The 23,653-nt window shown below is 74.1% G+C and carries 18 protein-coding genes; 7 read left to right on the forward strand and 11 right to left on the reverse strand.

The features are described 5' to 3' along the window. Nucleotides 1-40: 40 nt before the first annotated feature. Nucleotides 41-1,357, reverse strand: coding sequence for a trypsin-like serine protease (locus tag GKE82_RS07545; protein WP_154732879.1), 1,317 nt, complete (start codon nt 1,355-1,357; stop codon nt 41-43). A gap of 202 nt (nt 1,358-1,559) precedes the next feature. Between GKE82_RS07545 and GKE82_RS07550 the strand changes: the two genes are divergently transcribed. Next, nucleotides 1,560-1,946, forward strand: a complete 387-nt coding sequence (locus GKE82_RS07550) for a hypothetical protein (protein WP_154732880.1) — start codon at nt 1,560-1,562, stop codon at nt 1,944-1,946. 63 nt (nt 1,947-2,009) lie between these two features. Here GKE82_RS07550 and GKE82_RS07555 read toward each other — a convergent pair whose 3' ends face one another. Beyond that, nucleotides 2,010-4,445 (reverse strand): hypothetical protein, encoded by a 2,436-nt coding sequence (locus tag GKE82_RS07555; RefSeq protein WP_196189104.1) that lies wholly within the window; start codon nt 4,443-4,445, stop codon nt 2,010-2,012. Between the two features lie 88 nt (nt 4,446-4,533). On the opposite strand from GKE82_RS07555, the gene GKE82_RS07560 reads away from it, so the two are divergent. Next, entirely contained in the window at nt 4,534-5,484 is a 951-nt protein-coding gene (locus GKE82_RS07560; protein WP_196189105.1) for a patatin-like phospholipase family protein, read from the forward strand. A 98-nt stretch (nt 5,485-5,582) separates the two neighbouring features. After that, nucleotides 5,583-6,428: a hypothetical protein gene (locus GKE82_RS07565; protein WP_154732883.1), complete on the forward strand. Its 846-nt coding sequence runs from the start codon at nt 5,583-5,585 to the stop codon at nt 6,426-6,428. Nucleotides 6,429-6,440: 12 nt separating this feature from the next. On the opposite strand, the gene GKE82_RS07570 is transcribed toward GKE82_RS07565, so the two are convergent. Further along, nucleotides 6,441-8,312: a PASTA domain-containing protein gene (locus tag GKE82_RS07570; RefSeq protein ID WP_154732885.1), complete on the reverse strand. Its 1,872-nt coding sequence runs from the start codon at nt 8,310-8,312 to the stop codon at nt 6,441-6,443. A 158-nt stretch (nt 8,313-8,470) separates the two neighbouring features. Between GKE82_RS07570 and GKE82_RS07575 the strand changes: the two genes are divergently transcribed. The 3 genes from GKE82_RS07575 (at nt 8,471) to GKE82_RS07585 (ending at nt 13,577) form a co-directional block, all read left to right on the forward strand. Next, complete coding sequence (locus GKE82_RS07575; protein ID WP_154732886.1) at nt 8,471-12,061, forward strand: homocysteine S-methyltransferase family protein; 3,591 nt, start codon at nt 8,471-8,473, stop codon at nt 12,059-12,061. Between the two features lie 104 nt (nt 12,062-12,165). Further along, nucleotides 12,166-13,104 (forward strand): amidohydrolase family protein, encoded by a 939-nt coding sequence (locus GKE82_RS07580; RefSeq protein ID WP_154732887.1) that lies wholly within the window; start codon nt 12,166-12,168, stop codon nt 13,102-13,104. Then, nucleotides 13,101-13,577 (forward strand): cysteine dioxygenase family protein, encoded by a 477-nt coding sequence (locus tag GKE82_RS07585; RefSeq protein ID WP_107570306.1) that lies wholly within the window; start codon nt 13,101-13,103, stop codon nt 13,575-13,577. Before GKE82_RS07580 ends, GKE82_RS07585 begins: the two co-directional genes overlap by 4 nt. Nucleotides 13,578-13,642: 65 nt before the next feature. Here GKE82_RS07585 and GKE82_RS07590 read toward each other — a convergent pair whose 3' ends face one another. The 5 genes from GKE82_RS07590 to GKE82_RS07610 are packed head-to-tail and all read right to left on the reverse strand — an operon-like array spanning nt 13,643 to nt 20,478. Next, the gene (locus GKE82_RS07590) at nt 13,643-15,421 is read right to left on the reverse strand and encodes a calcium-binding protein (protein ID WP_154732888.1); all 1,779 of its coding nucleotides are present in this window, start codon (nt 15,419-15,421) and stop codon (nt 13,643-13,645) included. After that, nucleotides 15,358-15,744 (reverse strand): GIY-YIG nuclease family protein, encoded by a 387-nt coding sequence (locus tag GKE82_RS07595; protein ID WP_107570308.1) that lies wholly within the window; start codon nt 15,742-15,744, stop codon nt 15,358-15,360. Before GKE82_RS07595 ends, GKE82_RS07590 begins: the two co-directional genes overlap by 64 nt. After that, on the reverse strand, nt 15,741-16,118 hold the full coding sequence (locus GKE82_RS26855; RefSeq protein WP_196189106.1) for a DUF4333 domain-containing protein: 378 nt from the start codon (nt 16,116-16,118) through the stop codon (nt 15,741-15,743). Before GKE82_RS26855 ends, GKE82_RS07595 begins: the two co-directional genes overlap by 4 nt. A 2-nt stretch (nt 16,119-16,120) precedes the next feature. Further along, nucleotides 16,121-18,460, reverse strand: coding sequence for a lysylphosphatidylglycerol synthase domain-containing protein (locus GKE82_RS07605; RefSeq protein WP_107570310.1), 2,340 nt, complete (start codon nt 18,458-18,460; stop codon nt 16,121-16,123). A gap of 11 nt (nt 18,461-18,471) precedes the next feature. Further along, complete coding sequence (locus GKE82_RS07610) at nt 18,472-20,478, reverse strand: hypothetical protein (RefSeq protein ID WP_154732890.1); 2,007 nt, start codon at nt 20,476-20,478, stop codon at nt 18,472-18,474. Between the two features lie 45 nt (nt 20,479-20,523). On the opposite strand from GKE82_RS07610, the gene GKE82_RS07615 reads away from it, so the two are divergent. Next, nucleotides 20,524-21,216: a chlorite dismutase family protein gene (locus GKE82_RS07615; RefSeq protein ID WP_107570312.1), complete on the forward strand. Its 693-nt coding sequence runs from the start codon at nt 20,524-20,526 to the stop codon at nt 21,214-21,216. On the opposite strand, the gene GKE82_RS07620 is transcribed toward GKE82_RS07615, so the two are convergent. The 3 genes from GKE82_RS07620 to GKE82_RS07630 are packed head-to-tail and all read right to left on the reverse strand — an operon-like array spanning nt 21,213 to nt 23,570. Beyond that, complete coding sequence (locus GKE82_RS07620) at nt 21,213-21,896, reverse strand: hypothetical protein (protein ID WP_154732891.1); 684 nt, start codon at nt 21,894-21,896, stop codon at nt 21,213-21,215. The genes GKE82_RS07615 and GKE82_RS07620 overlap by 4 nt on opposite strands. A gap of 31 nt (nt 21,897-21,927) precedes the next feature. Further along, nucleotides 21,928-23,241 carry a hypothetical protein gene (locus GKE82_RS07625; RefSeq protein WP_196189107.1) on the reverse strand — a complete coding sequence of 438 codons (1,314 nt, stop codon included), beginning with the start codon at nt 23,239-23,241 and terminating at the stop codon, nt 21,928-21,930. Then, on the reverse strand, nt 23,184-23,570 hold the full coding sequence (locus tag GKE82_RS07630) for an iron-sulfur cluster assembly accessory protein (protein WP_107570314.1): 387 nt from the start codon (nt 23,568-23,570) through the stop codon (nt 23,184-23,186). Before GKE82_RS07630 ends, GKE82_RS07625 begins: the two co-directional genes overlap by 58 nt. Nucleotides 23,571-23,653: the final 83 nt, after the last annotated feature.

The following is a 23,653-nucleotide window of genomic DNA, read 5'->3' on the forward strand; positions in this document are numbered from 1 at the left end:
GGCCCTCGTCGCTTGCGGGACGGCGGTTCGCTGCCGGGCGCTACCGGATCGTGACCGTCCTGCTGGTGCTCCCCGCCGCGGTCGTGAGCTTCACGACGACGCGCTGGCCCCGGCGATAGCGGCCACGGCCCTTCGTCGGGGCGAACGTGATCGTCTGGCTGCTGCGGCTGAGCGAGACGACCTTGCGGGAGACCTGCCGGCCGCCGCGCGAGACCGTGACGGTCGCGCGACACGGGACCCGGCTGCAGCCGAATCGGAGCCGGAGGCCACCCGTCCGGGTCGCGGTGGCGGGCGACCGGGACAGGAGCGACGGCGCGGCCTGCGCGGGCGCCGACACGGGCGTCGGCGTCGCGACCGGGGTCGCCGGCGCGGGCGTGCCGGGTCCGGCGGGCGTCGTGCCGGTCGGTGTCGGCGTGGGCGTCGGCGTCGGCGCCGGAGCCGGAGTGGTCGGGCTCGCGAGCGGCGTGCCGGTCGTGTCCTCGATCCACTGGCGGAACGCGCGCGTCTCCGCGTAGGTGCCCTCGTTGCGATCCTCGCTGCCGTCGCACGGCGACGGGCCGCGGCTGACGACGCCGACGACGTACTGCACGCCGTCGAGCGTGCCCCACAGCGGGCCGCCGCTGTCGCCCTGACACGAGGAGGCGGGGAGCGGCTCGGTCGGCGTCAGCTCGGTGCACAGCTCGATCGGCGCGGAGAACGGCGCACCGCCGCAGTCCGCGTCGTCCTTGGCGAGGACGTCGAGCTTCTTGAAGTTCGTGTCGTCGAACGATCCGGGGTCGGTCGAGGTCGCGTTCGTCGAGCCGTAGCCGGTCACGACCAGCCGCGAGCCCTTGGCGTACAGGGCGTCCGCAGACGCGGGCGGGACGAAGGCCGGGCTCGCGATCTCCGCGGGCGTCACCTCGCGCGAGAGCTTCAGGAGCGCCAGGTCGTTCGGACCGCCGTCACCGGCGGGCGTGCTGCCCGGGTACTCCGACTTGACGACGATCTGCTCGACGGTGATGGCGCGGCTGTTCGCCGAGCCGTCCGCGGCGTTGAGCGACGCCGGCGCCGGGATGACCTGCACCGTCGACGCCGCGACCCCGCCCGGCGTGCCCTTGCCCGGATCGTCCTCCTTGTCGAAGCAGTGGGCCGCCGAGAGCACCCACTGGCGGGCGATCAGCGTTCCACCGCAGTAGTGCGCGGTGCGCTCGGACGCCGCGCTCCGCGAGCCGATCGAGACGTAGGCCGGATAGGACGAGATGGCGGCGTTGCTGCCCCCGACGATGCGGGTCGTGGCACCGCCGTTCGCGACGACGGCGAGGCCACCGGCGAGGACGGCGACGGACGTCGCCGCGGCGACGCGTTTCTGACGCGACAAGAGAACCTCCTGGAACCTTTAACCTGGACGGGCGAGACCCTGTCGGACTCGCCGTGCCGAGACCCTCTCACACCGGACATGAACCCGTGGTGAAGCGACGTCCTACGACGCTCGGCCCGGGAGCTTCGGCGCCCCCGCTTCGCCGCGACGACGAGCGGGGTCAGGCGTGGGCGGTCGGCACCGTCTGCGACCATCGGCGGCCGTGATCGAGCACCGTCGAGCCCTGACCGACGACGAGCGCGCGGTGATCGAGCGGCTGCTCTCGGTGGACTTCCCGGAGGTCGGGCACTTCCGCGCGCAGGTGGCGCACGCCGTCGTGCGGGCGGCGTGCGGTTGCGGCTGCGGGACGATCGAGCTCGAGGTCGACGCCGCGAAGGCGCCGCGGGCACCCTCGCACGTCTGGGACGACGAGCCCGGGCCGATCGTCGAAGGTGACGAGCAGTCGTGGCTGATGCTGTTCCAGTCCGGGGGCCTGCTGTCGGAGCTCGAGCACGTCGCCGGCCACGGGCCCGGCCCGCGGGACCTCGACGCGGCACGGATCGTGCCGGACGTGCAGGTCGACGCGGACCGGTTCGACGGCGGGCGGTGACCGGACGCCGGCAGCGCAGCGCACGCCGGGCGCGAGCTGGGCTGCCGGGACCGCGACGTGCCGCTAGCGCCGGGCGACGCGGACGCGCACGTCGCGGACGGCGCTGACGTTGCCCGCCGCGTCGCGGACGGTCACGCGGACGCGGTAGCGGCCGGGGGCGAGCGTGCGCGAGCCGACCCTGCGGGTCAGGCGCACCGTCGTGGTCCCCGCGACCACCGGGCGCGAGAGGGTGCCGACGAGCACGAAGCGGTCGCACCGGCGCGCACGGCGGTTGCGGGCGGTCGCGCGCACGCAGCGCGCTCCCGCGCGACGGCCGGCGAGGACCCGCTCGACGCGCAGCCGGGCCGTCCCCGCCTCGCTGGAGCGCAGCACGAGCGCCGCCGAGCGCTTCGGCGTGATCGCGGCCCGCGGGGCGGCGATCGCCCCCAGCACCGGGGCGGTCGCGTCCGCCGGTGTGCCACCACCCGGGGTGCCGCTGCCCGGCGTGCCGCCGACCGGGACGCCCGCGCCCGGCGTGCCCGCGGCCGCCGGGGCGGTCACGACCGCGCTCGGCGCCGAGGCGACCGCGACGGCGGCCGGGATCTTGTTCGGGCCGTTGGTGTCCGCCACCACGACGAGCCGCAGGCGGCTGCCGAGGTCGGCGGCGGTCACCGCGTACGTCGCGCCGGTGACCCCACCGAGCGTCTGGCAGGAGCCGCCGTCGGCGTCACAGCGCTGCCAGCTGCGCGCATAGGTCGTCCGCGGGCTCGCCCAGGTGCCGACCGCGCCGACGAGGGTCTCCCCCGTCACCGGCTGGCCGAGGACGACGGGCAGCTCGAGGTTCTGCGCCTGCCGGGGGAAGATCTCGTTGGAGAACCCCGACGGCTGGGTCGCCGCCGAGCCCGCCGAGTTCGCGCCGATCGCGGTGACGCGCAGTCGCTGCTCGACGTCGTCCTCGGTGAGGACGTAGGCGGCGCCCGTGACGCCGGTGCGCTCGACGCAGCCGGTACCGCTCGTGTCCGGGCAGCGCTCCCAGCGGTACGAGACGCCGCTGCTCGCCGCCGGGTTGAAGGCGGCACCCGTGGCGGTGAGCGTGTCACCGGGCGCCGGGAACTGGGGGCCGGTGATCGTGGGGGCGGACTGCTGGTTGGCACCCGGCAGCGTCCCCGGGTTCGCCGCCACGACCGCGGTGGCCGCCGACAGCTCGCGGACGAGGTCGAAGGTCGGGAAGTCGTTGGTCGCCGTCACCTCGACCCGCAGGAACCGGCCCTGGTCGCCGGCCACCAGCACGTAGGTGGGCTCCTCCGCCCCGGCGATGAAGGAGCACGTGGCCGTGTCGCCCGCCGCCGTGCACCGCTTCCAGCGGTAGGTGAAGTCGATCGTCGGCGTCCCCGACCATGCGCCGGGGCTCGCGGTCAGGGTCTTGCCGACCTGCAGGGTCCCGGTCGGGGCGGGCGGCGTCGTCACGTTCACCGGCGGCTGGAACGTCAGGCTGTACGCGCCGTTGGACTGCGTGCCCGCCAGCAGCGTCCCCGGCGTGCTGAGGAAGTTCGACAGACCCCAGAAGATCGTGTTCGCCCCCAGGCCCGTCTGCGTGACCTTCCTCCAGCGGACCTTGCCCGGCAGCGGGCCGCTGTCGGTCCGGCCCGCCCAGGCGCCGTCCGGGGTCGCCGCGTAGAACCGCGTCTCGTTCTTGCCCGGGTTGAACACGGTCGTGAAGTCCCGGATCGTCGACGGGCCGAGGCCCTCATTCACCGGCTGCCACGTCACGCCCGCGTTGATCGTGCGGTACATGCCCGAGCCGGCGGTCCCCGCGTAGTAGATGTTCGGGTTCGCGTCGTCGCCGAAGACCCGCAGGATCGGCGAGAACGGCAGGCCGTCGCTCGCCGGCGACCACGAGGCACCCGAGTCCGAGGAGCGGTACACGCCGCTGGAGGTCGCCGCGAGCACCAGCGGGCCGAACGACGTCAGCGACCAGACGGTCTCGCCCGCCGGCATGCCGTTGCCCGCCGCCGGACGGATCCAGGTCGCGCCCCCGTCCGTCGAGCGGAAGACGCCGCCCGCGAACGTCCCCGCCAGCAGCGTGCCGCCCGCGTTCAGCAGCGCCTGGACCGAGCGGTTCAGGGTCTTCGGGTCGGACTCCTCCCCCTGGCCCAGCGGCTGCCAGGCGCCGCCCGACTGGGAGCGGAACACCCCGACCCCGGTGCCGATCAGGACGTCGGAGCCCGACGCGATCACGGCCCGGACGTTGCGCGCGTCACCGCCCGGCAGGCCCGCCTCGAACGGGCTCCAGCTGATGCCGGAGTTCGTCGAGCGCAGGACGCCCGCGCCGCCCTCCAGCGCCGCGTAGATCGTGCTCGCGGGCGAGCCGGTCGCGTACTCGCGCACCCAGCGGCCCTCCGAGCCGGGCAGGCTCGACCAGGTCGACAGCCCGGCGTGCGCGGCCGGCGCCGCGCCCAGCGCGCAGCCCACGGCGATGGACGCCACGCGCGCGGCGCGGCGGACGGTGGTCCCCAACATGATCGTCTTCACGTCCCCTCAACCGGTGTGCGGGCGAAACCTTACGCGAGCGGTTGGCGATCGTCGCGCGCACGGGTACGGTCGCCGGGTGCGGATCCTGGCGATCGACGGCGGCGGCATCCGGGGCCTCGTCCCCGCCCGCGCCCTCGCCCGCCTGGAGGCCGTGACCGGGCGGCCGGTCGCGGACCTGTTCGACCTTGTCGCCGGCACCTCGACCGGCGGGATCCTCGCCTGCGCCCTCACCGCGCGCGCGACGGACGGCGGTCCGCGGCACGCGGCCGCCGGGCTGCCGCAGCTCTACCTCACCGAGGGACCCCGGATCTTCCGGCGCTCGCTCGGGCGGCGGCTGAGCTCGCTGGACGGCCTGATCGACGAACGGCACGACGCCGCCGGGCTCGAGGATGCACTGGAGCGCTACCTCGGGGGCGGGGCGCTGCTGTCGCAGGCGCGGCCGCGGCTGCTCGTCACGACCTACGACCTCGAGGCCCGCGAGCCGTTCCTGTTCAAGAGCTGGCGCACCGCGGAGGAGGGCCGCGAGGCGCTGCTCACTGACGTGGCCCGCGCCACCGCCGCGGCACCGACCTACTTCGAGCCGCTGGCGTGGCGCTCACCCGACGGCGGTCCCGCTCGCTCGCTCGTCGACGGCGGCGTCTTCGCCACGAACCCGGCGCTGTGCGCCTACGCGGAGGCCGAGCGGCTCGCGCCCGGGGAGCCGCACGTCGTGCTGTCGCTCGGCACCGGCTCCGCGCAGCGCCCGATCCGGCACGAGGACGCCCGAGGCTGGGGCCTCGCGCGCTGGATCCGGCCGGTGATCGACATCGTCTTCGACGGGGTCGCCGACACCGTGGAGTACCAGCTCGAGCACCTGCTGGGAGAGCGGCAGCTGCGGCTGCAGCTCGACCTCCCGCGGGACGTCGCGCTCGACGACGCCTCCCCCGCCGCGCTCGCGACGCTCGACGCGGTCGCGCAGGACCTGCTCGACGGGCCGGCCGGCCGCGCGCTCGAGGCGTTCGCCGCGGCGCGCCTCGTCCGCACCTGAGCCGCTCGGCGACGCGCGCCCCGCCGCAGGTCCGGCGGCTGTCGCGCATCCGTCCAGGTGAGCGTCCCGGTGCCAGCGAGCCGCTACCGTGTCGGCGGATGCCGCGCCACTTCCCCCTCGTCGTGGGCGCCGTCGTCCTGAGCCTGCTGGCGTTCCCTGCCGCCGGCCACGCCGCGCCCGCCCGCTCCTTCACCTTCGCCGGACCGTCGGCCGAGCGGTACGAGATCTCCGGGACGGCCATCGCCTCCTGGTCCGACGGCCGGACACCGGCCCCGCAGTGCACGACCGCGCTGCGCGAGTGCGACGACACGTTGCTGGACCTCCGCGCGGCGGGCACCCTCACCGTCACGACCCGCCCGGCCGGCGCCACCGCGGTGGACGTGGCGCTCGAGCTGTCCACGGCGGATGCGACCGGCCGCCCGCGGCGGCCGGTCACGTCGTCCGATCGGGACGAGGCCGCGGAGACGGTCACCGCCCAGGTCGCGTCGGGCTTCCACCTCGTCCGGATCGACGTGATCAGCGGCTTCGGGCAGCTCGAGGCCGAGGTCACGTTCACCCCGGCCGCCCCCGACGCCGAGCCACCGCGACGGTCCAACGCCGCCCCCGTCGCGGTGCTGAAGCTCCCCACCACCGCGAAGGCCACGACGATCCGCGGCATCGCGGGCACCGCGGGCGACGACCGGCGCGTGGAGAAGGTGCAGGTCGCCGTCCTGCGCCGCCGGGGCGACGCCTGCTCGGCGATGCGGGCGCGGGGCACGTTCTCCCGGCGACGCGAGTCGTGCCGCGCCCCCCGGGCGTACCTGGCGGCCTCGGGCACCCGCTCGTGGGTGCTGCGGCTGCGTCGTCCGCTGCCGCCCGGTCGCTACGTCGTGTTCGCCCGCGCCATCGACGACGCGGGCGTGGTGCAGCGCCCGCCGTCGCGACGGGCGCTGCGGATCACCTGAACGGCCGGACGCTCAGCGCTTCTTGCGCTTCGCCGCGCGGCCCTTGCTCGTCGTGAGCGTCACCGGGTTGTCGGCCAGGATCGTCGTGCCGGCCGCGGGCGAGGTCGACAGCACCCGGCCCTTCTTCGTCTTCGACGTGATCGAGCGGCGCTTCGTGGCGACCTTGCAGCCCGCCTTCTTGAGCTTCGTGCTCGCCGAGGTGACGGTCGAGCCGCGGGTGATCGCCGGGATCCGGCAGGTCTTGACCGAGGCGGCCTGCACCTGCTGCGGGGTCGCCGGCGGGGTGTAGGTGATGCTGCTGACCGCCTGGTTGGTGTTGCCCGCCCCGTCGGCGACGACCGCCGCGATGGCGTTGGCACCCGGCTGGAGCGCGATCGGCGCGACCCAGGAGCCGTCGGAGGCGACCGCGACGGACTGGCCGTTGACCTTCACCGACGCCACCGCCTTGTTGTCGCGGGCCGTGCCCGCCACGATCGCGACGTTGCTCGTCGTCGTGCTGCCCGCGGCCGGCGACGCGATCGCGATGGTCGGAGCGCCCTGCTGGTCCTCCAGCGCGTTGGCGCCGCTCTCGGCGGCCGTGCTGCTGAGGCTCACCGCGTAGACGGTGGTCCTCGTCGCCGAGGCGCCCGCCGGGACCGCGAACCGCTGGAGCGTGAACGACTCGTCGTCGTCCTCCCAGGTCGTGCGCACGGGCTGCTCGAGCGCCGTCCGCGCGCCCGCGCCGACGTAGGAGCTCTCCGGGTACTGGCTGTCCCGGGTGAGCAGCGTGGCCGGGGCGGAGGTGTAGGTGAGGACGTCACCGAAGCCGCGGATCGTGAAGGCGAGATCGCCGGGCGCCTTGGTCTCGACGTAGTCGGAGACCGAGTTGTCCTCGTCGACCTCGAGGCCGACGTCGTGTGCCGCCCCGTCGGTGCTGACGAACGTGTCGGCCAGGACGACCGAGGCGCCGTCGTTGGTGAACCGCTTGACGCGGTCCAGCCGCACGCCGGCGCTCACCGTGCGCGGGCACGAGGCCGTGGTGACGGGGTGCGTGTCGTTCGGGGTGCCGCCGGCGTCGGCGCAGCGGTAGACCGGGTAGCTCTCGGTCATCGTGAGGGTGCCGGCCGCGTCCAGCGACGCGTTGGCGGTGATCGACGCCACGCCGGTGGGCAGCTCGGAGCCCCCCACCCCGTCGTAGTTGAGGACCGGGATGTTCGGTGCGAGGTAGCCGTTGTGGCCGTCGACGGTCAGCGCGCTGCCCGTGTTCGCGGCGTTGCGGTCGTCGATGTCCGCGGCGGTGTCGAACGGGTAGTAGCCGCCGAACTCGTAGGTCGCGAAGAGCGTCGTCGGGTTGACGGGGCTGAGCTCGTAGAGCGCGTCGTCGTCGGGCTCGTAGGAGAACCCGGTGCCGCGCGGTCCGGCGTAGGCGCCGTAGGTGTCGATGAAGGCGGTGCCACCGCCGTTGACCGGCGTGGCCATGCCGGCCTGCGCCGGGGCGGCGAAGTGGCTGATGAACATCCGCGGTCCGGCGAAGCGGCCGATGTCGCCCGGCGAGGCGTCGCCGTCGGGGACGGCCCGCGCGGTGCAGGGGAAGCCGTCGTCGTCGATCGGCGTGAGGTCGAGCGTGCCGGAGAAGGCGCCACCGGTGACGACCAGATCGGCGGCCAGCAGCTCGTTGGTGTCGCTGCCGTAGCAGCGGACGTCGACCTTGTCGCCGTCGGCGGCGGTCGCGGTGCCGGTGACGGCGCGCTGGAAGCTCGCCGGGTTGCCCGCCAGCGTCAGGGCGCGGACGTCGCCGGTGGGCGAGGTGATCGTGGTGGCGGTGACCGCTCCGTGCGCGAGCGCGGGCAGTCCGAGGCTGAGGGCGAGCGCGGCGAGCGCGCTCCTGCTGAGGGTGGTGCGCATGGCTCCTCCGGACGATGGGTGCTGCGGACGCGACGATCAGACATGACCGAGCGTCGGAACGCCAGCCCGTCGGAGCGATCGGGGACCGATGTGAGACCCCCGCGAACCTTGACGCGATCGTGTCAAGGTTGGGGCGCTCGGTGCTAGAGTCGGGGGCAATGCGTGACTTCCTCGCCGCCGCCAAGTCCCGGGTCGTCGTCTTCGACGGCAGCATGGGCGCCCTGCTGGAGGAGATGGACCTCTCCCTCGAGGACGACTACAAGCTGCCCGGACGCGCGCACGAGGCGCTCGTCCTCAACCGCCCCGACGTCATCGAGCAGGTCCACCGCTCGATGGTCGAGGCCGGCGCCGAGGCCGTCGAGACCGACACCTTCCAGGCCAGCCGGCTGAAGCTCGAGGAGTGGGGCCTGGAGGACCACACGCTCGAGATCAACCAGCGCGCCGCCGAGATCGCCCGCAAGGCGGTCGGCGAGGAGCGATTCGTCGCCGGGTCGGTCGGCCCGACCGGCTTCCTCCCCGCCTCCGACGACCCGACGCTCGGCAACATCAGCTTCCAGAAGCTCGTCGACGTCTTCGCCGAGCAGTGCGAGGGCCTGCTGCTGGGCGGCGTCGACCTCTTCATCATCGAGACCCAGCAGGACATCCTCGAGACCAAGGCCGCCGTCTTCGGCGCCCGCGCCGCGATGGCGAAGGTCGGCCGCACCGTGCCGATCCAGGTCTCCGCGTTCGTCCTGCCCAACGGCGGCACGATGCTGCTCGGCACCGACATCGCCTCGATGCTCACGACGCTCGAGGCGCTGAAGGTCGACGTCATCGGCCTGAACTGCTCCTCCGGCCCCGAGGACATGCGCGACGCGGTCCGCTACCTCGGCGAGCACTGCACGGTCCCGATCCACTGCATTCCCAACGCGGGCATCCCGTTCCAGGGCCCCGACGGGGAGACGATCTTCCCCGAGGAGCCGCAGCCGCTCGCGGACACGCTGAAGGACTTCATCGAGCAGTACGGCGTGTCGGTCGTCGGCGGCTGCTGCGGCACCACGCCCGCGCACATCACCGCGATCGCGCAGGCGGCCAAGAGCGTCGAGCGCACCGACTTCAGCCGGCCGGCGCCGGGCCCGCCGCGCGTGTCGTCGATGATCACCTCCACCCCGCTCGTGCAGGAGCCCGCGCCGACGCTCGTCGGCGAGCGCGTCAACTCGCAGGGCTCGCGCGCGGCGAAGGAGATGCTCCTCAACGACGACTACGACGGCCTCGTCCGCGTCGCCGAGGACCAGGTCGAGGGCGGCGCCCACGTGCTCGACCTCTGCGTCGCGCTGACCGAGCGCACCGACGAGGACGAGCAGATGCGCGAGGTCGTCAAGCGCGTCTCGCTGACCCAGCCCGCCCCGGTGCAGATCGACTCCACCGAGCCGGAGGTCATCAAGCTCGCGCTCGAGCAGACGCCGGGCCGCGCGATCGTCAACTCGATCAACCTCGAGGCCGGCCGCGACAAGGCCGACGTCGTCGTGCCGCTCGCGATCCAGCACGGCGCCGCCGTGATCGCGCTGACGATCGACGAGGTCGGCATGGCCAAGACCGCCGAGCGGAAGGTCGAGATCGCCAAGAAGATCTACGAGATCTGCGTCGACGACCACGGGCTCGACCCCGAGCTGCTGATCTTCGACGTCCTCACGTTCACGCTGACCACCGGTGACGAGGAGTGGAAGCCGTCGGCGATCGAGACGATCAACGGCATCCGCGACGTCAAGGCCGCGCTGCCCGGCGTGAAGACCTCGCTCGGCGTCTCCAACGTCTCCTTCGGCGTCGGGCCGGCCGCGCGCGCGGTCATCAACTCGGTGTTCCTGCACCACTGCGTGGAGGCCGGGCTCGACCTCGCGATGGTCAACCCGAACCACATCACGCCGTACGGCGAGATCCCGCAGGAGGAGCGCGAGCTCGCCGACGACCTGATCTACAACCGCCGCGACGACGCGCTCGAGCGGCTGATCAACCACTTCGAGTCCAAGGGCGAGTCCGAGGAGGCCGGCGGCGCCGCCGACCCGACCGCGGAGATGACCCCGCAGGAGGCGCTGCACTGGCACATCCTGCGGCGCAAGCGCGACGGCGTCGAGGCGCAGATCGACAAGTCGGTCGAGCAGATCGGCGCCGTGCCGACGCTCAACGACGTGCTGCTGCCGGCGATGAAGGAGGTCGGCGACAAGTTCGGCGCCGGCGAGCTGATCCTGCCGTTCGTCCTGCAGTCCGCCGAGGTCATGAAGCGCGCCGTCGCGCAGCTCGAGAACTACCTCGACCGCATCGAGGGCTACACGAAGGGCACCGTCGTCCTGGCGACCGTGTTCGGCGACGTGCACGACATCGGCAAGTCGCTCGTCAACACGATCCTCACGAACAACGGCTACACGGTCGTCGACCTCGGCAAGCAGGTGCCGGTCGGCACGATCATCGACGCGGCCGTCGAGCACGACGCGACCGCGATCGGCCTGTCGGCGCTGCTGGTGTCGACCTCCAAGCAGATGCCGCTGGTCGTCCAGGAGCTGCAGGCCAAGGGCCTGGAGTACCCCGTGCTCATCGGCGGCGCGGCGATCAACCGCGCGTTCAGCTTCCGCGCCCTGCACCCCGGCGGCAAGGAGTCCTCCGAGCAGTACGAGCCCGGCCTCTACTACTGCAAGGACGCCTTCGAGGGCCTCGCCGTGATGGACCAGCTCGTCGAGGAGGAGCCGCGTCGCGCGCTGCGCGAGAAGCTGCGGACCGAGGCGATCGCGTTCCGCGAGAAGGGCGAGGACCCGGACGAGGACCTCGACTACTCCGACAGCTCCGTGCGCTCCCCGGTCGCGCAGGACAACCCGGTCCCCGAGCCCCCGTTCTGGGGCGTGCAGGAGATCCCGGTCGACATGGACGAGCTCTACGCCCACCTCGACACCCACGTGCTGTTCAAGCTCCACTGGGGCGGACGCGGCATCAAGGGCGAGGCGTGGGAGAAGCTTCTCAACGGTGACGACGAGGAGGAGGGCTTCCGCCCGAAGCTCGAGCGCATGTGGCGTGAGCAGGACTACCTGCACCCGCGGGCGCTGCTGGGCTTCTTCCCCTGCTACGCGGAGGGCAACGACATCGTCGTGCTCGACCCGCAGGACCGCGAGACGGAGCTGACCCGCTTCGTCACACCGCGCCAGCCCAAGGGCGACCGGCTCTGCACCGCGGACTTCTTCCGGTCCAAGGAGAGCGGCGAGCTCGACGTGATCGCCGTGCAGGCGCTGACGGTCGGCGACGAGGTCACCGAGCTGATGGCCAAGCTCGAGGCGGACGGCGAGTTCGCCGAGCAGCTGTTCGTCCACGGCCTCGGGGTCCAGACGGCCGAGGGCCTGTCGGAGTGGCTGCACTGGAAGGTCCGCAACTGGCTGGGCATCCCGGCCACGCAGGGCCGCCGGCTGTCGTGGGGCTACCCCGCGATCCCGGACCAGAGCGACCACGACAAGGTCGACGAGCTGCTGACGCTGTCGCAGGTCGGGATGTCGATCTCCGACGGGCACGCGCCGATCCCGGAGCAGTCGACGCTCGCGATGGTGCTGCACCACCCGCAGGCGATCTACTACGGCATGCGCAACGGCCGCTTCCTGCCGGACGGCTCGCCCGACGACGTGATCAAGGGCTCGCCCCGCGATCCCTCGCTGTTCTCGGACGCCGTCGCGCTGCCGGAGGACGACCCGCGCGAGGGCGCGGTCGAGGAGGAGCAGGCGCCCGCCAGCGCCTGAGGTCGGACCCGGGGTCCGGTCCGCCGCGGCGGACCCGACCCCGCCCGCGCCCGCAGGAGCGCCTAATCCTGCAATTCCAATCATGTTTGTGTAGATTAGGTCCCATGTCCGGGATCGACGTCCACCAGCACCTCTGGCCCGAGCCCCTGCTCGAGCTGCTCGCCGCCCGCACGACGCCGCCGTGCGCCCGGTGGGACCACGGCGTCTGGCGCGTCTCGATCCCGGGCGAGCACGACTTCCTGCTGCCCCCGCACAGCGGCGAGCCCGAGGACCGTGCCCAGGCCGTCCGCGACGCCGGGCTGCACCGCGCACTCGTGGCGCTGTCGAGCGTCTGGGGCATCGAGTCGCTCCCCGCGTCACAGGCGCGGCCGCTCCTGGACGCCTGGACCGACGCGATCGCCACGCTGCCCGACGAGCTCGGTGGCTGGGGTGCCGTCAGCCTCGACCAGCCCGACCCGGCCGAGGTCGACCACGTCCTCGACGCCGGCGCGGTCGGCGTCTGCCTGCCCGCCTCCGCGCTCGCCGACCCCGTCGGCGTCGAGCGCGTCCTGCCGCTGCTGGAGCGCCTCGAGTCGCGGCTGGCCCCCCTGTTCGTGCACCCCGGGCCGGCGCCCTGGCGCGGGCACCCCGCGGCGACCGTGCAGGCCGCCTGGTGGCTGCCGACGACCCGCTACGTCCACGACGTCCACGACGCCTGGCACGCGTTCGCCGCGTTCGGGCGCCCCGCGCTGCCGCGGCTGCGCGTCGTCTGGTCGTTCCTCGCCGGTCTCGCCCCGCTGCACGCCGAGCGGCACGCCGCGCCTGGCGGCCTCGCGGTCGGCGCGACCGATCCGCTGAGCTTCTACGAGCCGTCCTCCTACGGTCCGCGCGCGCTGCGGCAGATCGCCTGCGCCGTCGGCACCGGGCAGCTCGTCCACGGCACCGACGCGCCGGTCGTGCAGGCGGACACCGACCCCTGGAGCGGCCTGGGCACCGATGCGCTGCTGCTCGCCCGCGGCGACAACGCCGACCGGCTCCTCGGGACCGCCTGGGTGGCGGCATGAGCGCGCTGACCGCCCTCTCCCCCGCCGAGCTGCAGCAGCTCGTCGACGAGCTCGCCGCCGCCCCGGACGGGTGGCGCGACCGCGTCCGGCACGAGCCGGGCGCCGACCGGGTCTGCATCGAGTTGCGCCGCGACGACAGCGTCGAGGTCTGGCTCATCTGCTGGCTGCCCGGCCACGACACCGGCTTCCACGACCACGACGACGCGGCCGCCGCGATCACCGTCGTGGAGGGCGCGGTCCGCGAGGAGCGCCTGTCGCTGCAGGGCGCGGTCGGCACGACCTACCGGCCCGGCGACACGGTCACCGTGCCGTCGCGCGCGATCCACCGCGTCCGGCATGCCGGGGACGGGCCCGCCGTCACCATCCACGCCTACTCGCCGCCCCTGCGCGAGATGGGCGCCTACGCCCCCGACGAGGAGACCGGCGAGCTGCGCCGCGTCGTTGTCGGCGGCAAGGAGTCGCTGCGGGCCTGAGCGTCGTCCGGGTCGGCGGACGGCGCGTGCTCCCGTCCGTCCGTCCGCCCGCGTCCCCGGGGCGCCTAGCGGCGGCGGGCGGCCTTCTTGCGCTTCTTGCTGGCCTGCGCCTTGGAGGTCGGCGTGATCAGCGTCTCGCAGCCCCGGACCACGTCGCGCTTGTCGACCTCGGCGACGTCGTCGCCCGGGCCGCAGTCGACGATGTCGCGCTCGCCGTCGTAGCTGAACAGGCGGTCGTTGCCGGTCCCGCCCTTCAGGCGGTCCTTGCCGAAGCCCGCGAACAGCGAGTCGTCGCCGGCCCCGCCGGAGAGGCCGTCGTCGCCGCGTCCGCCCTCGAGGTAGTCGTCCCCGCCCTCGCCGAACAGCAGGTCGTCGCCCGTCCTGCCGAACAAGAGGTCATCACCCTCGCCGCCGTAGATCTCGTCGTTGCCCGCCTCGCCCTCCAGCGAGCCGTCGTCGCCGCCGCCGGCGCGGATCATGTCGTCGCCGGGACCGCCGAGCACGGTGTCGGCGCCCTCGGAGCCGGTGATCGTGTCGTCCCCGTCGCCCGCGTTGAAGATCGTCGCGCCGTCGGGGCTCGGGGCGGGCGGGAACGTGCCGTCGGGCTGCAGCGCCCGGGCCAGGTTCGGCAGCAGCGCCGACAGGACGTCGGGGCCGTCGGTGCCTCGCAGGTTGGGCCGGCCGTCCTCCGTCGGATCCATGAGGAAGCGCTGCGAGTAGTCCGCGCAGCTCTTCATCGTGGTCTCGTCGACGGGCAGGGCGGGCTTCTCCGGGAAGGCCGACGCCGTCTGCAGGACCTTGTTGCTGTTCGGCGGGTACTGGCCGAGCGACAGGGCACCCGCCTTCTTCGGGCCGCTGACGAGCCAGCGCGCCACCGGCGAGCAGTAGGAGCGGTCGGAGCGCAGCACGATCGAGAACTCGCAGTTGGCCACCGAGGCGTCGGTGTCCTGCACGTCGAGGATCACCATGTCGTTGCCGTCGCCGCAGTCGATGCGGTTGTCGCCGGGGGCGGAGAACTCGCCCGGGACGATGAGCTCGGTGGAGTTCGGCTTGAAGTCCATCGCCCAGATCAGGTCGTCTCCCGGGCCGCCGATCAGCTCGTCGGCGCCCGAGTTGCCGACGAGGACGTCGTTGCCCTCGCCGCCGTCGACGAGGTCGCCGCCCTTGCCGCCGATCAGGAGGTCATCGCCCGGTCCGCCCTCGAGCACGTCCTGGCCGCCGCCGCCGAGGAGGATGTCGTTGCCCGGGGCGCCGTCGTCGCCGTCGCCGTAGAGGTGGTCGTCGCCGCCGCCACCGGAGATGAAGTCGTCCTGCGCCCCCCCGTAGAGGCCGCCGCCGTCGACCTTCGAGCCGTCGTTGCCGGTCTCGCCGTAGATGCGGTCGATGCCCGGGCCACCGTGGGCGCTGACGTCGTCCCCGAAGCCCATCCGGATCGTGTCGTCGCCCGACCCGCCGGTGACGACGTCGTCGCCCTGGCCGGCGTTGAGGACGTCGTTGCCGTCGCCGCCGTCGAGGAGGTCGTCGCCGCGCTCTGCCGCGAAGTCGGCGCCGTTGCCGACCGTGTCGTCGCCGGGGCCGCCCAGCATCCGGTCGTTGCCGGAGCCGCCGCTGAGGCGATCGTCGCCCGAGCCGCCGTCGAGGATGTCGTTGTGCGTGTAGCCGCGCAGCAGGTCGTTGCCGCCCAGGCCACAGAGGTAGTCGGCGTTCCAGCCGCCGATCAGGCGGTCGACGCCGCGGGTGCCGCGCTGGTCGCAGCGTGACGCGTCGGCCGCGCCCGCGGTCAGCCCGGACGCGCAGAGCGAGAGGGCGATGATGGCTGGGAGTCCCCTGACGGTGCGGCGCATGCGGGGTCGATCGGCGCGTCGGAACCGCGACTTGACCCGCAATGTGGTGCTCTGGACGTCTGACCGCTCGGCGAGTCCAGCAGCGCCAGCTTCTCCGTTCGCGACAGGCGCTTGATGCGACGTTCCTCGCGCATCGCGGCCGCGCGGTCCTCCTGGGGCGCGGCCCAGACGAGCTCGACCGGCAGCCGGCTGCGGGTGTACTTCGCGCCGCGACCGGCGGCGTGGACGGCGAGCCGGGCGTCGAGGTCGACGGTCCAGCCGCAGTAGAGGCTGCCGTCCCCGCAGCGCAGGAGGTAGACCCAGGCGTCCGGCCGCCCGGTCATCCGGCGGTCCCGGCGCCGGTCAGGCCGGTCGGGCCGGTCGGGCCGGTCGGGCCGGTCGGGCCGGTCGGGCCGGTCGGCGTCCCGGGGCGCTGCAGGGCGAAGCGGAATCCCCCGTCGCCGTCGAGCACCGTGACCTGCACCGCCGCCGCGCTGCCGTCGTCGAGGCGCAGGCCGCAGCGGAACGTCGTGCCCGCCCGGGCCGGACGGTCCTCCGGGCACCGCACCGCCGGGCGCTCCGCGGTCTGCCGTTCCAGGTCCGCGGCGATCGCCCGCTCGAGCGCGGCCTCGTCCAGCACGCGGACCGTGTCGCCGCCACAGCCGGCCACGAGCACCCCCGCGAACGCGAGCGCCGCGAGCCCGCCCGACGGGCGCACGCTCAGACCTCGAACTCGAGCGTCTCGCCCTTGCGGGCGTAGTGCGGCAGCGGCGGCAGCTCCACCGGGGTGGCGTGCATCGCGCGCATCCGGACGTCGCCCCAGCTGACGCCTTCCTTCACGAGCGCCGGAGCGCCCATGATGATCGCGGTCGCGATCTCGACGGCCTGCAGGACGAGCCCGTAGCCGAGCGCGTCGGCGTAGCTGACGCCATAGGCGCCGGAGAGGACCGCGACGCACGCGGCCTGGAACACGCCGAGGTTCGACGGCGTGGCCGGCAGCACGGCGGTCACGTTGACGGCGAACAGCACCGCGGCCGCCGCGCCGATCCCGGCCTCGCCATCGAGGCCGAACGCGACGAGCAGCACGTAGCAGGCGATCCATTGGATCACCCAGGCGGTGAGCTGCGCGCTGGTGGCGATCGCCGCCGCGCGCGGCCGGCGGAACACCGCCAGGCCACCACGAACCTGCACGAGCGCACCGCGGGCCTTCAGCAGGAACGTCTCGATCCGCTTGGACCGCGACGGCAGGCCGCCCCGCAGCAGCGCAGGGGCTGCGAGCACGACGAGCAGCACGACCAGCGGGGCGACCGTGAACAGCACGAGCGCGCTCTGGTTGCCGCGGAAGTAGCCGACCGACGAGAACATGACGATCCCGAGGATCACGAGCGCCAGGATGTTCAGCAGCGTCTGCGAGACGAGCGTGCCGACGACCGCGGGGAGCGTGCCGCGGGCGCTGCCCAGGCGGCGCGCGACGATCATCGCGCGCGCGGGCTCGCCCAGGCGGGCGGGCAGCGTCGCGGACATGAGCACGCCGATGAACGTGCCCTGCATCGCGTCGGCGTAGCGCGCCGGGGTGTCCGGCAGCGCCGCGCGGAGGATCGCGGTCCAGCTGACCGCGCGCACGACCATGGACAGGCACATCAGCCCGAGCGCGACGAGCACCCAGGTCGGCGAGCTGTCCAGCAGCGACGCGCTGACGCGCTCGACGCCGATCCGCTGCAGCGCCATCGCGGCGAGGCCGACGCCGCCGACGGTGGCGACGGCGAGCGCGGCGCGGCGCGCGAGCACGGCGCCGCGACGCGGCGCGCCCTGCGGCGGCGCGGGCTCCATCGAGGCGAGGCGGCGCGCGGGGACGCGCGGACCGAGGTCGGCGGGGATCGCGCCGACGCGCACGCCGACGCGCTGCGGGAGGGTGACGGGCTCCGGCCGGGCGATTGCGTCCTCGTAGGTCTCCAGGACCTCGGTGGCGACGCGCGACCAGGAGTACCGCTGCGCGTGCTCGGCCGCGGCGGCGCCCATCGCCCGGCGGCGGGCCGGGTCGAGCGCGAGCTCACGCAGGGCGGCGGCCAGCGCCACCGCGTCGCCGCGCGGCACGAGCAGGCCGTCGACGTCGTGGCGGACGACGTCCTGGTAGCCGGCGATGTCGGACGCCACGACCGGGGTGCCGGCCGCGAACGCCTCGGTGAGCACCATGCCGAAGCTCTCGCCGCCCAGCGACGGGGCGGCCAGCACGTCGGCGCTGCGCAGGACCGCGATCTTCGTCGCGTCGTCGACCTTCCCGAGCGCGGTGACGCCGCGGAGGTCGTCGAGGATCGGGGCGACGTCCTCGTGGCCGGCGCCGACGATCGTCAGGCGGGCGGGGACGTGCTCGCGCAGCGCCTCGAAGGCGCGCAGCAGGATCGGCAGGCCCTTGCGCTCGACGGCCTGGCCGACGAACACGACGTGGAGCCCGTCGTCGGCGTGGCCCGTGTGGAGCGCGAGCGGCTCGGCGGGGACGTCGACGCCGTTGGGGATCACGCGGTAGCGGCCGCCGTAGAAGCGGCGCCCGGTCCAGGCGGCGGCCTCGCTCACGGCGATCCGCTCGGTCAGGCGGTTCAGCCGCCAGCGCGCCCCGAGGAGGGTGCCGGCCGTGCCGTTGGTCGCCCGCGCGGTCGAGTAGCAGTGGAAGGTCCCCACGAGCGGCGCCGACGTGTGCGAGAGCACGTCCCAGCCGACGTACGGGGCCACGGGCTCGTGGACGTGGATGACGTCGAAGTTCCCGGCGGTCAGCTCGCGCCGCATCGTCGACACCGCGTACGGCGTGACCGCGAGGTTCGACACCGCGCCGTTGGCGGGGAAGCCGACGGTCCGCCCGAGCGGGATCAGGTAGTCGGGGGCCTCCCGCGGCTCGGGTGCGGCCCCGCGGTGCAGGCGCTCCGCGAGGCGATCGGACGGGTCGTAGGGGGCGAGGACGCGGACATCGTGCCCGGACGACAGGAACTGCCCCGCCAGAGCCTCGATGTGCCGGGTCACGCCCCCCGGATACGTCCACGAGTAGGGGGACACGAGCGCGATGCGCATCGCGCGGCATGCTACCGGGTCGCGCCGTCGGCTCCCGGACCCGGGTCGTGCTGCCCGAGTCGCGGATCGCCGCGCACGTACGCGGTGGCGATCGCCAGCACGAACACCCCGAGCACCAGCAGGACGGGCCCGGAGTCGTTCGACAGCGCGCCGGCGATCGCGGCGCCGAGCCCGCCGAGCAGCCCGGCGCGCCAGACCTCGTCGCCCTCCAGCGGCGCGTAGAGGCGCTCGCGGTGCCGGACCGCGTAGGCGATGGCGAGCGCGGCGATCCCGGCGGCGAACGGCATCAGACCGCGGCCGAAGACCCCGGCGGCGAGCTCGAACCGGCGCTGCACGATGTCCCAGATCGCGCTCTCCCCGTCCGCCCGCAGCACGGTCCGGGTGAAGTGCCCGTTGCCGCCGGTGAGGAGGTCGACGACGGCCAGGCCGAGGACGCCGAGGACCGGGGCGCCGAGCACGAGCGCGATCCGCTTCTTCGTCAGCGTCCCGGGGAGCAGCAGCACGACGCAGACCGCGGTCCCGACGCCGATCGTGATGACCCCGCCGACGTCGGCGCCGAGCCGGCCCGCCCCGATGATCCCGGCGTAGAGGACCCCGGCGATGCCGAACACCGCCGCCGTGGTGCGCGACCGACCGCGGCCCATCAGCAGCGCCGCCAGCGCGACGAACAGGACCAGCGGCAGCGTCGACTCGAGCTCGTTGCCGATCCCGTAGTAGCGCGACCCGAACCGCGGGTTGGGTCCCAGCAGGCTCTGCACGATGAGGTCGGACCCGCGGAACAGGTCGACCGTGTAGAAGGCGGTGCAGACGAGCCCGGGGACGATCGGGCCGCGCGGCCACTTCACCAGCAGGTCGGTCAGCGCCCCGAGGCCGAAGCTCAGGATCGCGATCAGCGCCAGCTCGTTGCTCTTGGAGGGCGTCAGCGACGCCGTGATCAGCAGGACCGGGAGCAGCCAGAGGAACCCGAGCGCCCCGATGCGCAGCGCCGCACGGGTGCCGCGCCGGTCGGCGATCACCCCGCCGACGAGCACGATCGTCAGCCACACCACCAGCAGCAGCTGCAGCGCCGGGAAGCGGCGCGCCCCGAGCACGCGGAAGCGCTCCTTGAGCTGCTGCAGCTCGCCGGCGCTGAGCTTCCGGCCGACCGTGATGTCCTGCCCCTTGACGTCGTCGGGGACGCGGATCCCCAGGTGCCCGAGCACCGTCGGGAGGATGTCGATGCCGGCGACGATGCCGTCCAGGTGCGTGGTCTGCGAGGTGATGCCGCCGGGGGTGCCGAGACCCAGGACACCGGTGGGCAGCAGCTGCGGGGCGCGGTAGTCGGGCGGGGTCTGCACGACGAGCAGCAGGTCGCCGGGCTCGTGGTTGGTGATGAGGACGTCCATCGCGATCCCGCCGGGCGGGCCGGTCGGCAGGCCGACGACGACGAAGCGGCTGCGCTCCAGCTCGGCCAGGGCCCGCTGGGCGACGTCGCGGGAGTTGCCGATCGACACCCGCGCGACGCGGCCCGCACGGTCCGCGGCGACGATCGCCTCGAGCTGGCGGCGGCCGGTCACGCCGACGTAGGTGGCGCCGCCGGGGACGAGCGAGGCGAGCAGGCCGGGGTGGATCTCGGCCGGCGCCGTCTCCGCCCGGTCGAGCGTGTCGAGCCAGCGCTGGAAGAGCGCCCCGCGACCCTCCGGGTAGAAGGCCAGCTCGGGCGGCGTCCGCGGCCGGTAGGTCGACGTCGAGGTCCGCGTCCCCTGGGTCATGTCCAGGAACGCCTGCTCCTGCACGTAGGTGCCCTGCGTGGCGCCCAGCAGGCCGAGCGCGAGCGCCGGCCGCGAGGCGAGCCGGTCGAGGATCGACACGGGCGGCGCGGCCGGGTCCTCCTGGGGCTTCTCCGAGACCGGCAGGAAGGCCAGCACGACCCGCGGTGGCTTCTGGGCGGCGGCGGGGTCGGCGGCGGCTCCGGCCATCCCCAGCGCGAGCGCGACCAGGAGGGCGAGGACGCCCAGCGCGCGGCAGGGGCGGGACATCGCCCGTGACTATAGGGCCGGTCGCGGGTGGAGTACTTTTGGAGGATGGCCGATCGGCACTTCGTCAAGTACACGTTCCTGAAGGTGGACCGCGCCTGGCGGCTGCTGCCCGCCGAGGAGCGCGCGGAGCACAAGCGCGAGTTCCTCGCCGCCTGCGAGGACTTCGGTCAGGACCACCTGCTGCAGGCGTGCTCGACGGTGGGCACCCGCGGCGACGCCGACATGATGCTCGTCGCGGAGGCCGAGAACCTCGACCGCATCCACGAGTTCCACGTCGTGCTCGCGCAGTCGGGCCTGATGCGCTGGTGCGACACCCCCTACTCCTACCTCGGGATGCGCAAGACGTCGGAGTACTCCGACGAGGAGCGCCAGAAGCCGCGCCCGTTCACCGGCAAGTACCTGTTCGTGTACCCGTTCGTGAAGCAGCGCGCCTGGTACGCGCTGGACGCGCAGGAGCGCTGGCGGATCATGCAGGAGCACATCCGCGTCGGGAAGGAGTTCCCGAACGTCGACAACCACACGACCTACTGCTTCGGCCTCGACGACCAGGAGTTCGTCGTCGCGTTCGACACGAACGACGTCGGGGCGTTCCTCGACCTCGTGCAGCGGCTGCGGACGACCGAGTCCTCGGCCTGGACCGAGCGGGACACGCCGAGCTTCACCTGCATCAACACGACGATCGAGCGGGCGGTCAGCGCGCTCGACGGCGAGGCGCTGACGCTCGCCGTCCCCGGCTAGCTGCCGGTGGTCGAGACCGTCTGGGCCTGCGTCGCCAGCAGGCTCGTGTGCTCGACCGTGCCGCCGCTCTCGATCTCGCAGGCGTAGGTCACGTCGGTCGGCGCGCCGAGCGTCACCAGCGCCTGGCCCGTCGGTGAGGCGCTGGAGCTGGACGCGATCCCGAACAGGTTCTGCCGGTCGACCTCGGTCTCCCCGGTCTTCAGGACGCACGACACCGTCCGCGTGGCGGCCGGGGAGCCGTCGGTGACGACGGTCGCCCGCGCCTGCAGGACCCACCGCCCGGCGGGGACGCCCTGGAGCGTCACGAGTGGGGCGGTGCCCTGCGGCGCCGACGCGGTCCGCCTCGCCTCGAGGGCGACCGCGGACCCGGCCGGACCGGTGTCCCCGGTCGGGCCGCGCTGACCCGGCGCCCCTGCCGGCCCCGTCCCCCCGGGAACGCCCGCCGGCCCCTGCGGGCCCGCGGCGCCCGTCGGCCCCTTCCCTGTCAGCGCCCGGCGGGCCGCCGCCGAGAGGTCGCCGGTGGTCAGCGAGCCGTCGCGGACGTCGCGGGAGCGGATCGTCCCGTCCTTGATGTCCGCGCTCGTGATCGTCGCGGCCGCGTAGCCGACGCCCCCGCCGGCAAGGACGAGCGCGACGATCGACACGGCCGTCGACGGATGGGCCAGATCTCGGAGTGCCATGCGCGCACGGTAGCCCCGCGCGACGACGTTGTCAGCTGCAGGACGGGGGGAGTTGCGGCGGCGGCGCGCCCGCGGGCGTGTCCGCCCACGCCCGCCAGGCGTCGTAGACGGGCCAGGCGCGCGTGAGGCCCGGGTCGAACAGCGCGACCGGGTAGATCGGGTCGTCGCGCAGGGTGTACTGGAAGACCGCGGTGACGCGGTCGTCGGCGTCCCAGCGCAGCAGCTGGTCGAACTGCGCCCGGCACTGCGCGCGCAGCGTCGCGTCGTCGGTCGCGCGCGGGCGGCCGGGGAGCACGCCGCCGACCCCGGTCTCGGTGACCCAGACCGGCCTGCCCGTCGTGCACGGCCGGGCGTCGAGCGTGCGCTCGAGCTCGCCGACCGCGTCGAACTGGCGCCCGTCGGGCCGCACGTACTGGTGCTGGGCCCAGACGGCCCCCGAGCACGCGACGTCGTCGGGGAGCGCGGACACGAACTCCCCGACCCCGGTGCCGCGCGGCGAGGGCCCCGCGAACCCGGCGAGCTCCCCGAGGACGAGGCGCCGGTCGCCCCCCAGGCGGGCGAGCTCCTCCTGCGCGGCGCGCACGAACCGGGTGTACACGGCGGGCGCGCGGCTCGGCGAGGCCGCGTCGCAGGCGTCGCGCTGCGGGCTGACGAACGAGGGGTGGTTGGGCTCGTTGTACGGGCTCCACCAGCGCAGCGGCACGCCCTCCTGCCGGCCGAGCGCGGCGACCGCGCGGACCAGCCGGCGGTACGCGTCCATGCCCGCGTCGGTGATCGGCCGCGAGCGCTCGCTCGCGCCGGGACGCTCGCAGCCCGACGCGGGCAGCGCGGCCCACGGCGGCACCCAGGCGATGACGACCACCGCCTCCCAGCCACCTCCGGCGTCCTGCTGCTCGCGGACCGCGCGGAGCTGGTCGCGCAGCCCGGCGAACGGCTCGCACGGCGCGATGTCGCGCACGCAGCCGTTCTGCGGGATCGCGAGGTCGGGGTCGCCCGAGAGCGCGGCGCCGACGCGGTACCAGTCGACGACGATCCGGATGTACTTCGGTCGCAGCGCCGCGGCCCGCTCCCGGAACGGCGTGAACGCCGGGTCTCCCCCGTCTCCGGGCGGGCGCACGAGCGGCGCGTTGAACTCGGTGAGCCCGAGCTCGAGCCGTTGCGGCACGCGCTCCGGGGTCGGCTGGGCGAGCCGCGGCTGCACCACCGTCGTGGTGGTCCCGCAGCTCGCGAGGATGCCCGCGAGGAGGGCGCAGGACGCGAGGGCGCGCAGGCGCCCCGCGAACCGGCTCAGACCGCGCTGACCTCCTCCTCGTCCGCGACGCGGAACGAGGACCCGCAGCCGCACGCGGCCACGACGTTCGGGTTGACGACCTGGAAGCCCGCGCCGGTCATCGCCTCGACGTAGTCGATCTGCGAGCCGTCCACGTACGGGAGGCTCGGGCCGTCGACGAGGATCCGCAGACCGGAGTGCTCGAACACGACGTCGCCGTCGCGCTGCTCGTCGAAGGCGAGCTGGTACTGGAAGCCCGAGCACCCGCCGCCCTTGACGCCGACGCGCAGCCCGGCGACGGAGAGATCGGCCTGCTGCTGCTCGAGGAAGTCCTTGACCTTCGTGGCACCGAGCTCCGAGAAGGTGATGCCCTTGGCGTTGTAGGTGACCTGTGTCGTGCTCATCGCTTCACGAAGTATAGCGACCCCTCCCGGCTTCCTGAAGGGGTCGCGCGCACCGGCGTCCCGGGGCGGGCCGACGCCGGGCC

Source organism: Conexibacter sp. W3-3-2, assembly GCF_009707605.1.
Lineage (GTDB): Bacteria > Actinomycetota > Thermoleophilia > Solirubrobacterales > Solirubrobacteraceae > Paraconexibacter > Paraconexibacter algicola.

What these genes read in the sequence shown, in the direction of transcription:
- GKE82_RS07555 (WP_196189104.1), bottom strand. Translation starts at nt 4,445, where the DNA reads ATGTTGGGGACCACCGTCCGCCGCGCCGCGCGCGTGGCGTCCATCGCC.
- GKE82_RS07565 (WP_154732883.1), top strand. Translation starts at nt 5,583, where the DNA reads ATGCCGCGCCACTTCCCCCTCGTCGTGGGCGCCGTCGTCCTGAGCCTG.
- GKE82_RS07570 (WP_154732885.1), bottom strand. Translation starts at nt 8,312, where the DNA reads ATGCGCACCACCCTCAGCAGGAGCGCGCTCGCCGCGCTCGCCCTCAGC.
- GKE82_RS07575 (WP_154732886.1), top strand. Translation starts at nt 8,471, where the DNA reads ATGCGTGACTTCCTCGCCGCCGCCAAGTCCCGGGTCGTCGTCTTCGAC.
- GKE82_RS07580 (WP_154732887.1), top strand. Translation starts at nt 12,166, where the DNA reads ATGTCCGGGATCGACGTCCACCAGCACCTCTGGCCCGAGCCCCTGCTC.
- GKE82_RS07585 (WP_107570306.1), top strand. Translation starts at nt 13,101, where the DNA reads ATGAGCGCGCTGACCGCCCTCTCCCCCGCCGAGCTGCAGCAGCTCGTC.
- GKE82_RS07590 (WP_154732888.1), bottom strand. Translation starts at nt 15,421, where the DNA reads ATGCGCCGCACCGTCAGGGGACTCCCAGCCATCATCGCCCTCTCGCTC.
- GKE82_RS07595 (WP_107570308.1), bottom strand. Translation starts at nt 15,744, where the DNA reads ATGACCGGGCGGCCGGACGCCTGGGTCTACCTCCTGCGCTGCGGGGAC.
- GKE82_RS07605 (WP_107570310.1), bottom strand. Translation starts at nt 18,460, where the DNA reads ATGCGCATCGCGCTCGTGTCCCCCTACTCGTGGACGTATCCGGGGGGC.
- GKE82_RS07610 (WP_154732890.1), bottom strand. Translation starts at nt 20,478, where the DNA reads ATGTCCCGCCCCTGCCGCGCGCTGGGCGTCCTCGCCCTCCTGGTCGCG.
- GKE82_RS07615 (WP_107570312.1), top strand. Translation starts at nt 20,524, where the DNA reads ATGGCCGATCGGCACTTCGTCAAGTACACGTTCCTGAAGGTGGACCGC.
- GKE82_RS07620 (WP_154732891.1), bottom strand. Translation starts at nt 21,896, where the DNA reads ATGGCACTCCGAGATCTGGCCCATCCGTCGACGGCCGTGTCGATCGTC.
- GKE82_RS07630 (WP_107570314.1), bottom strand. Translation starts at nt 23,570, where the DNA reads ATGAGCACGACACAGGTCACCTACAACGCCAAGGGCATCACCTTCTCG.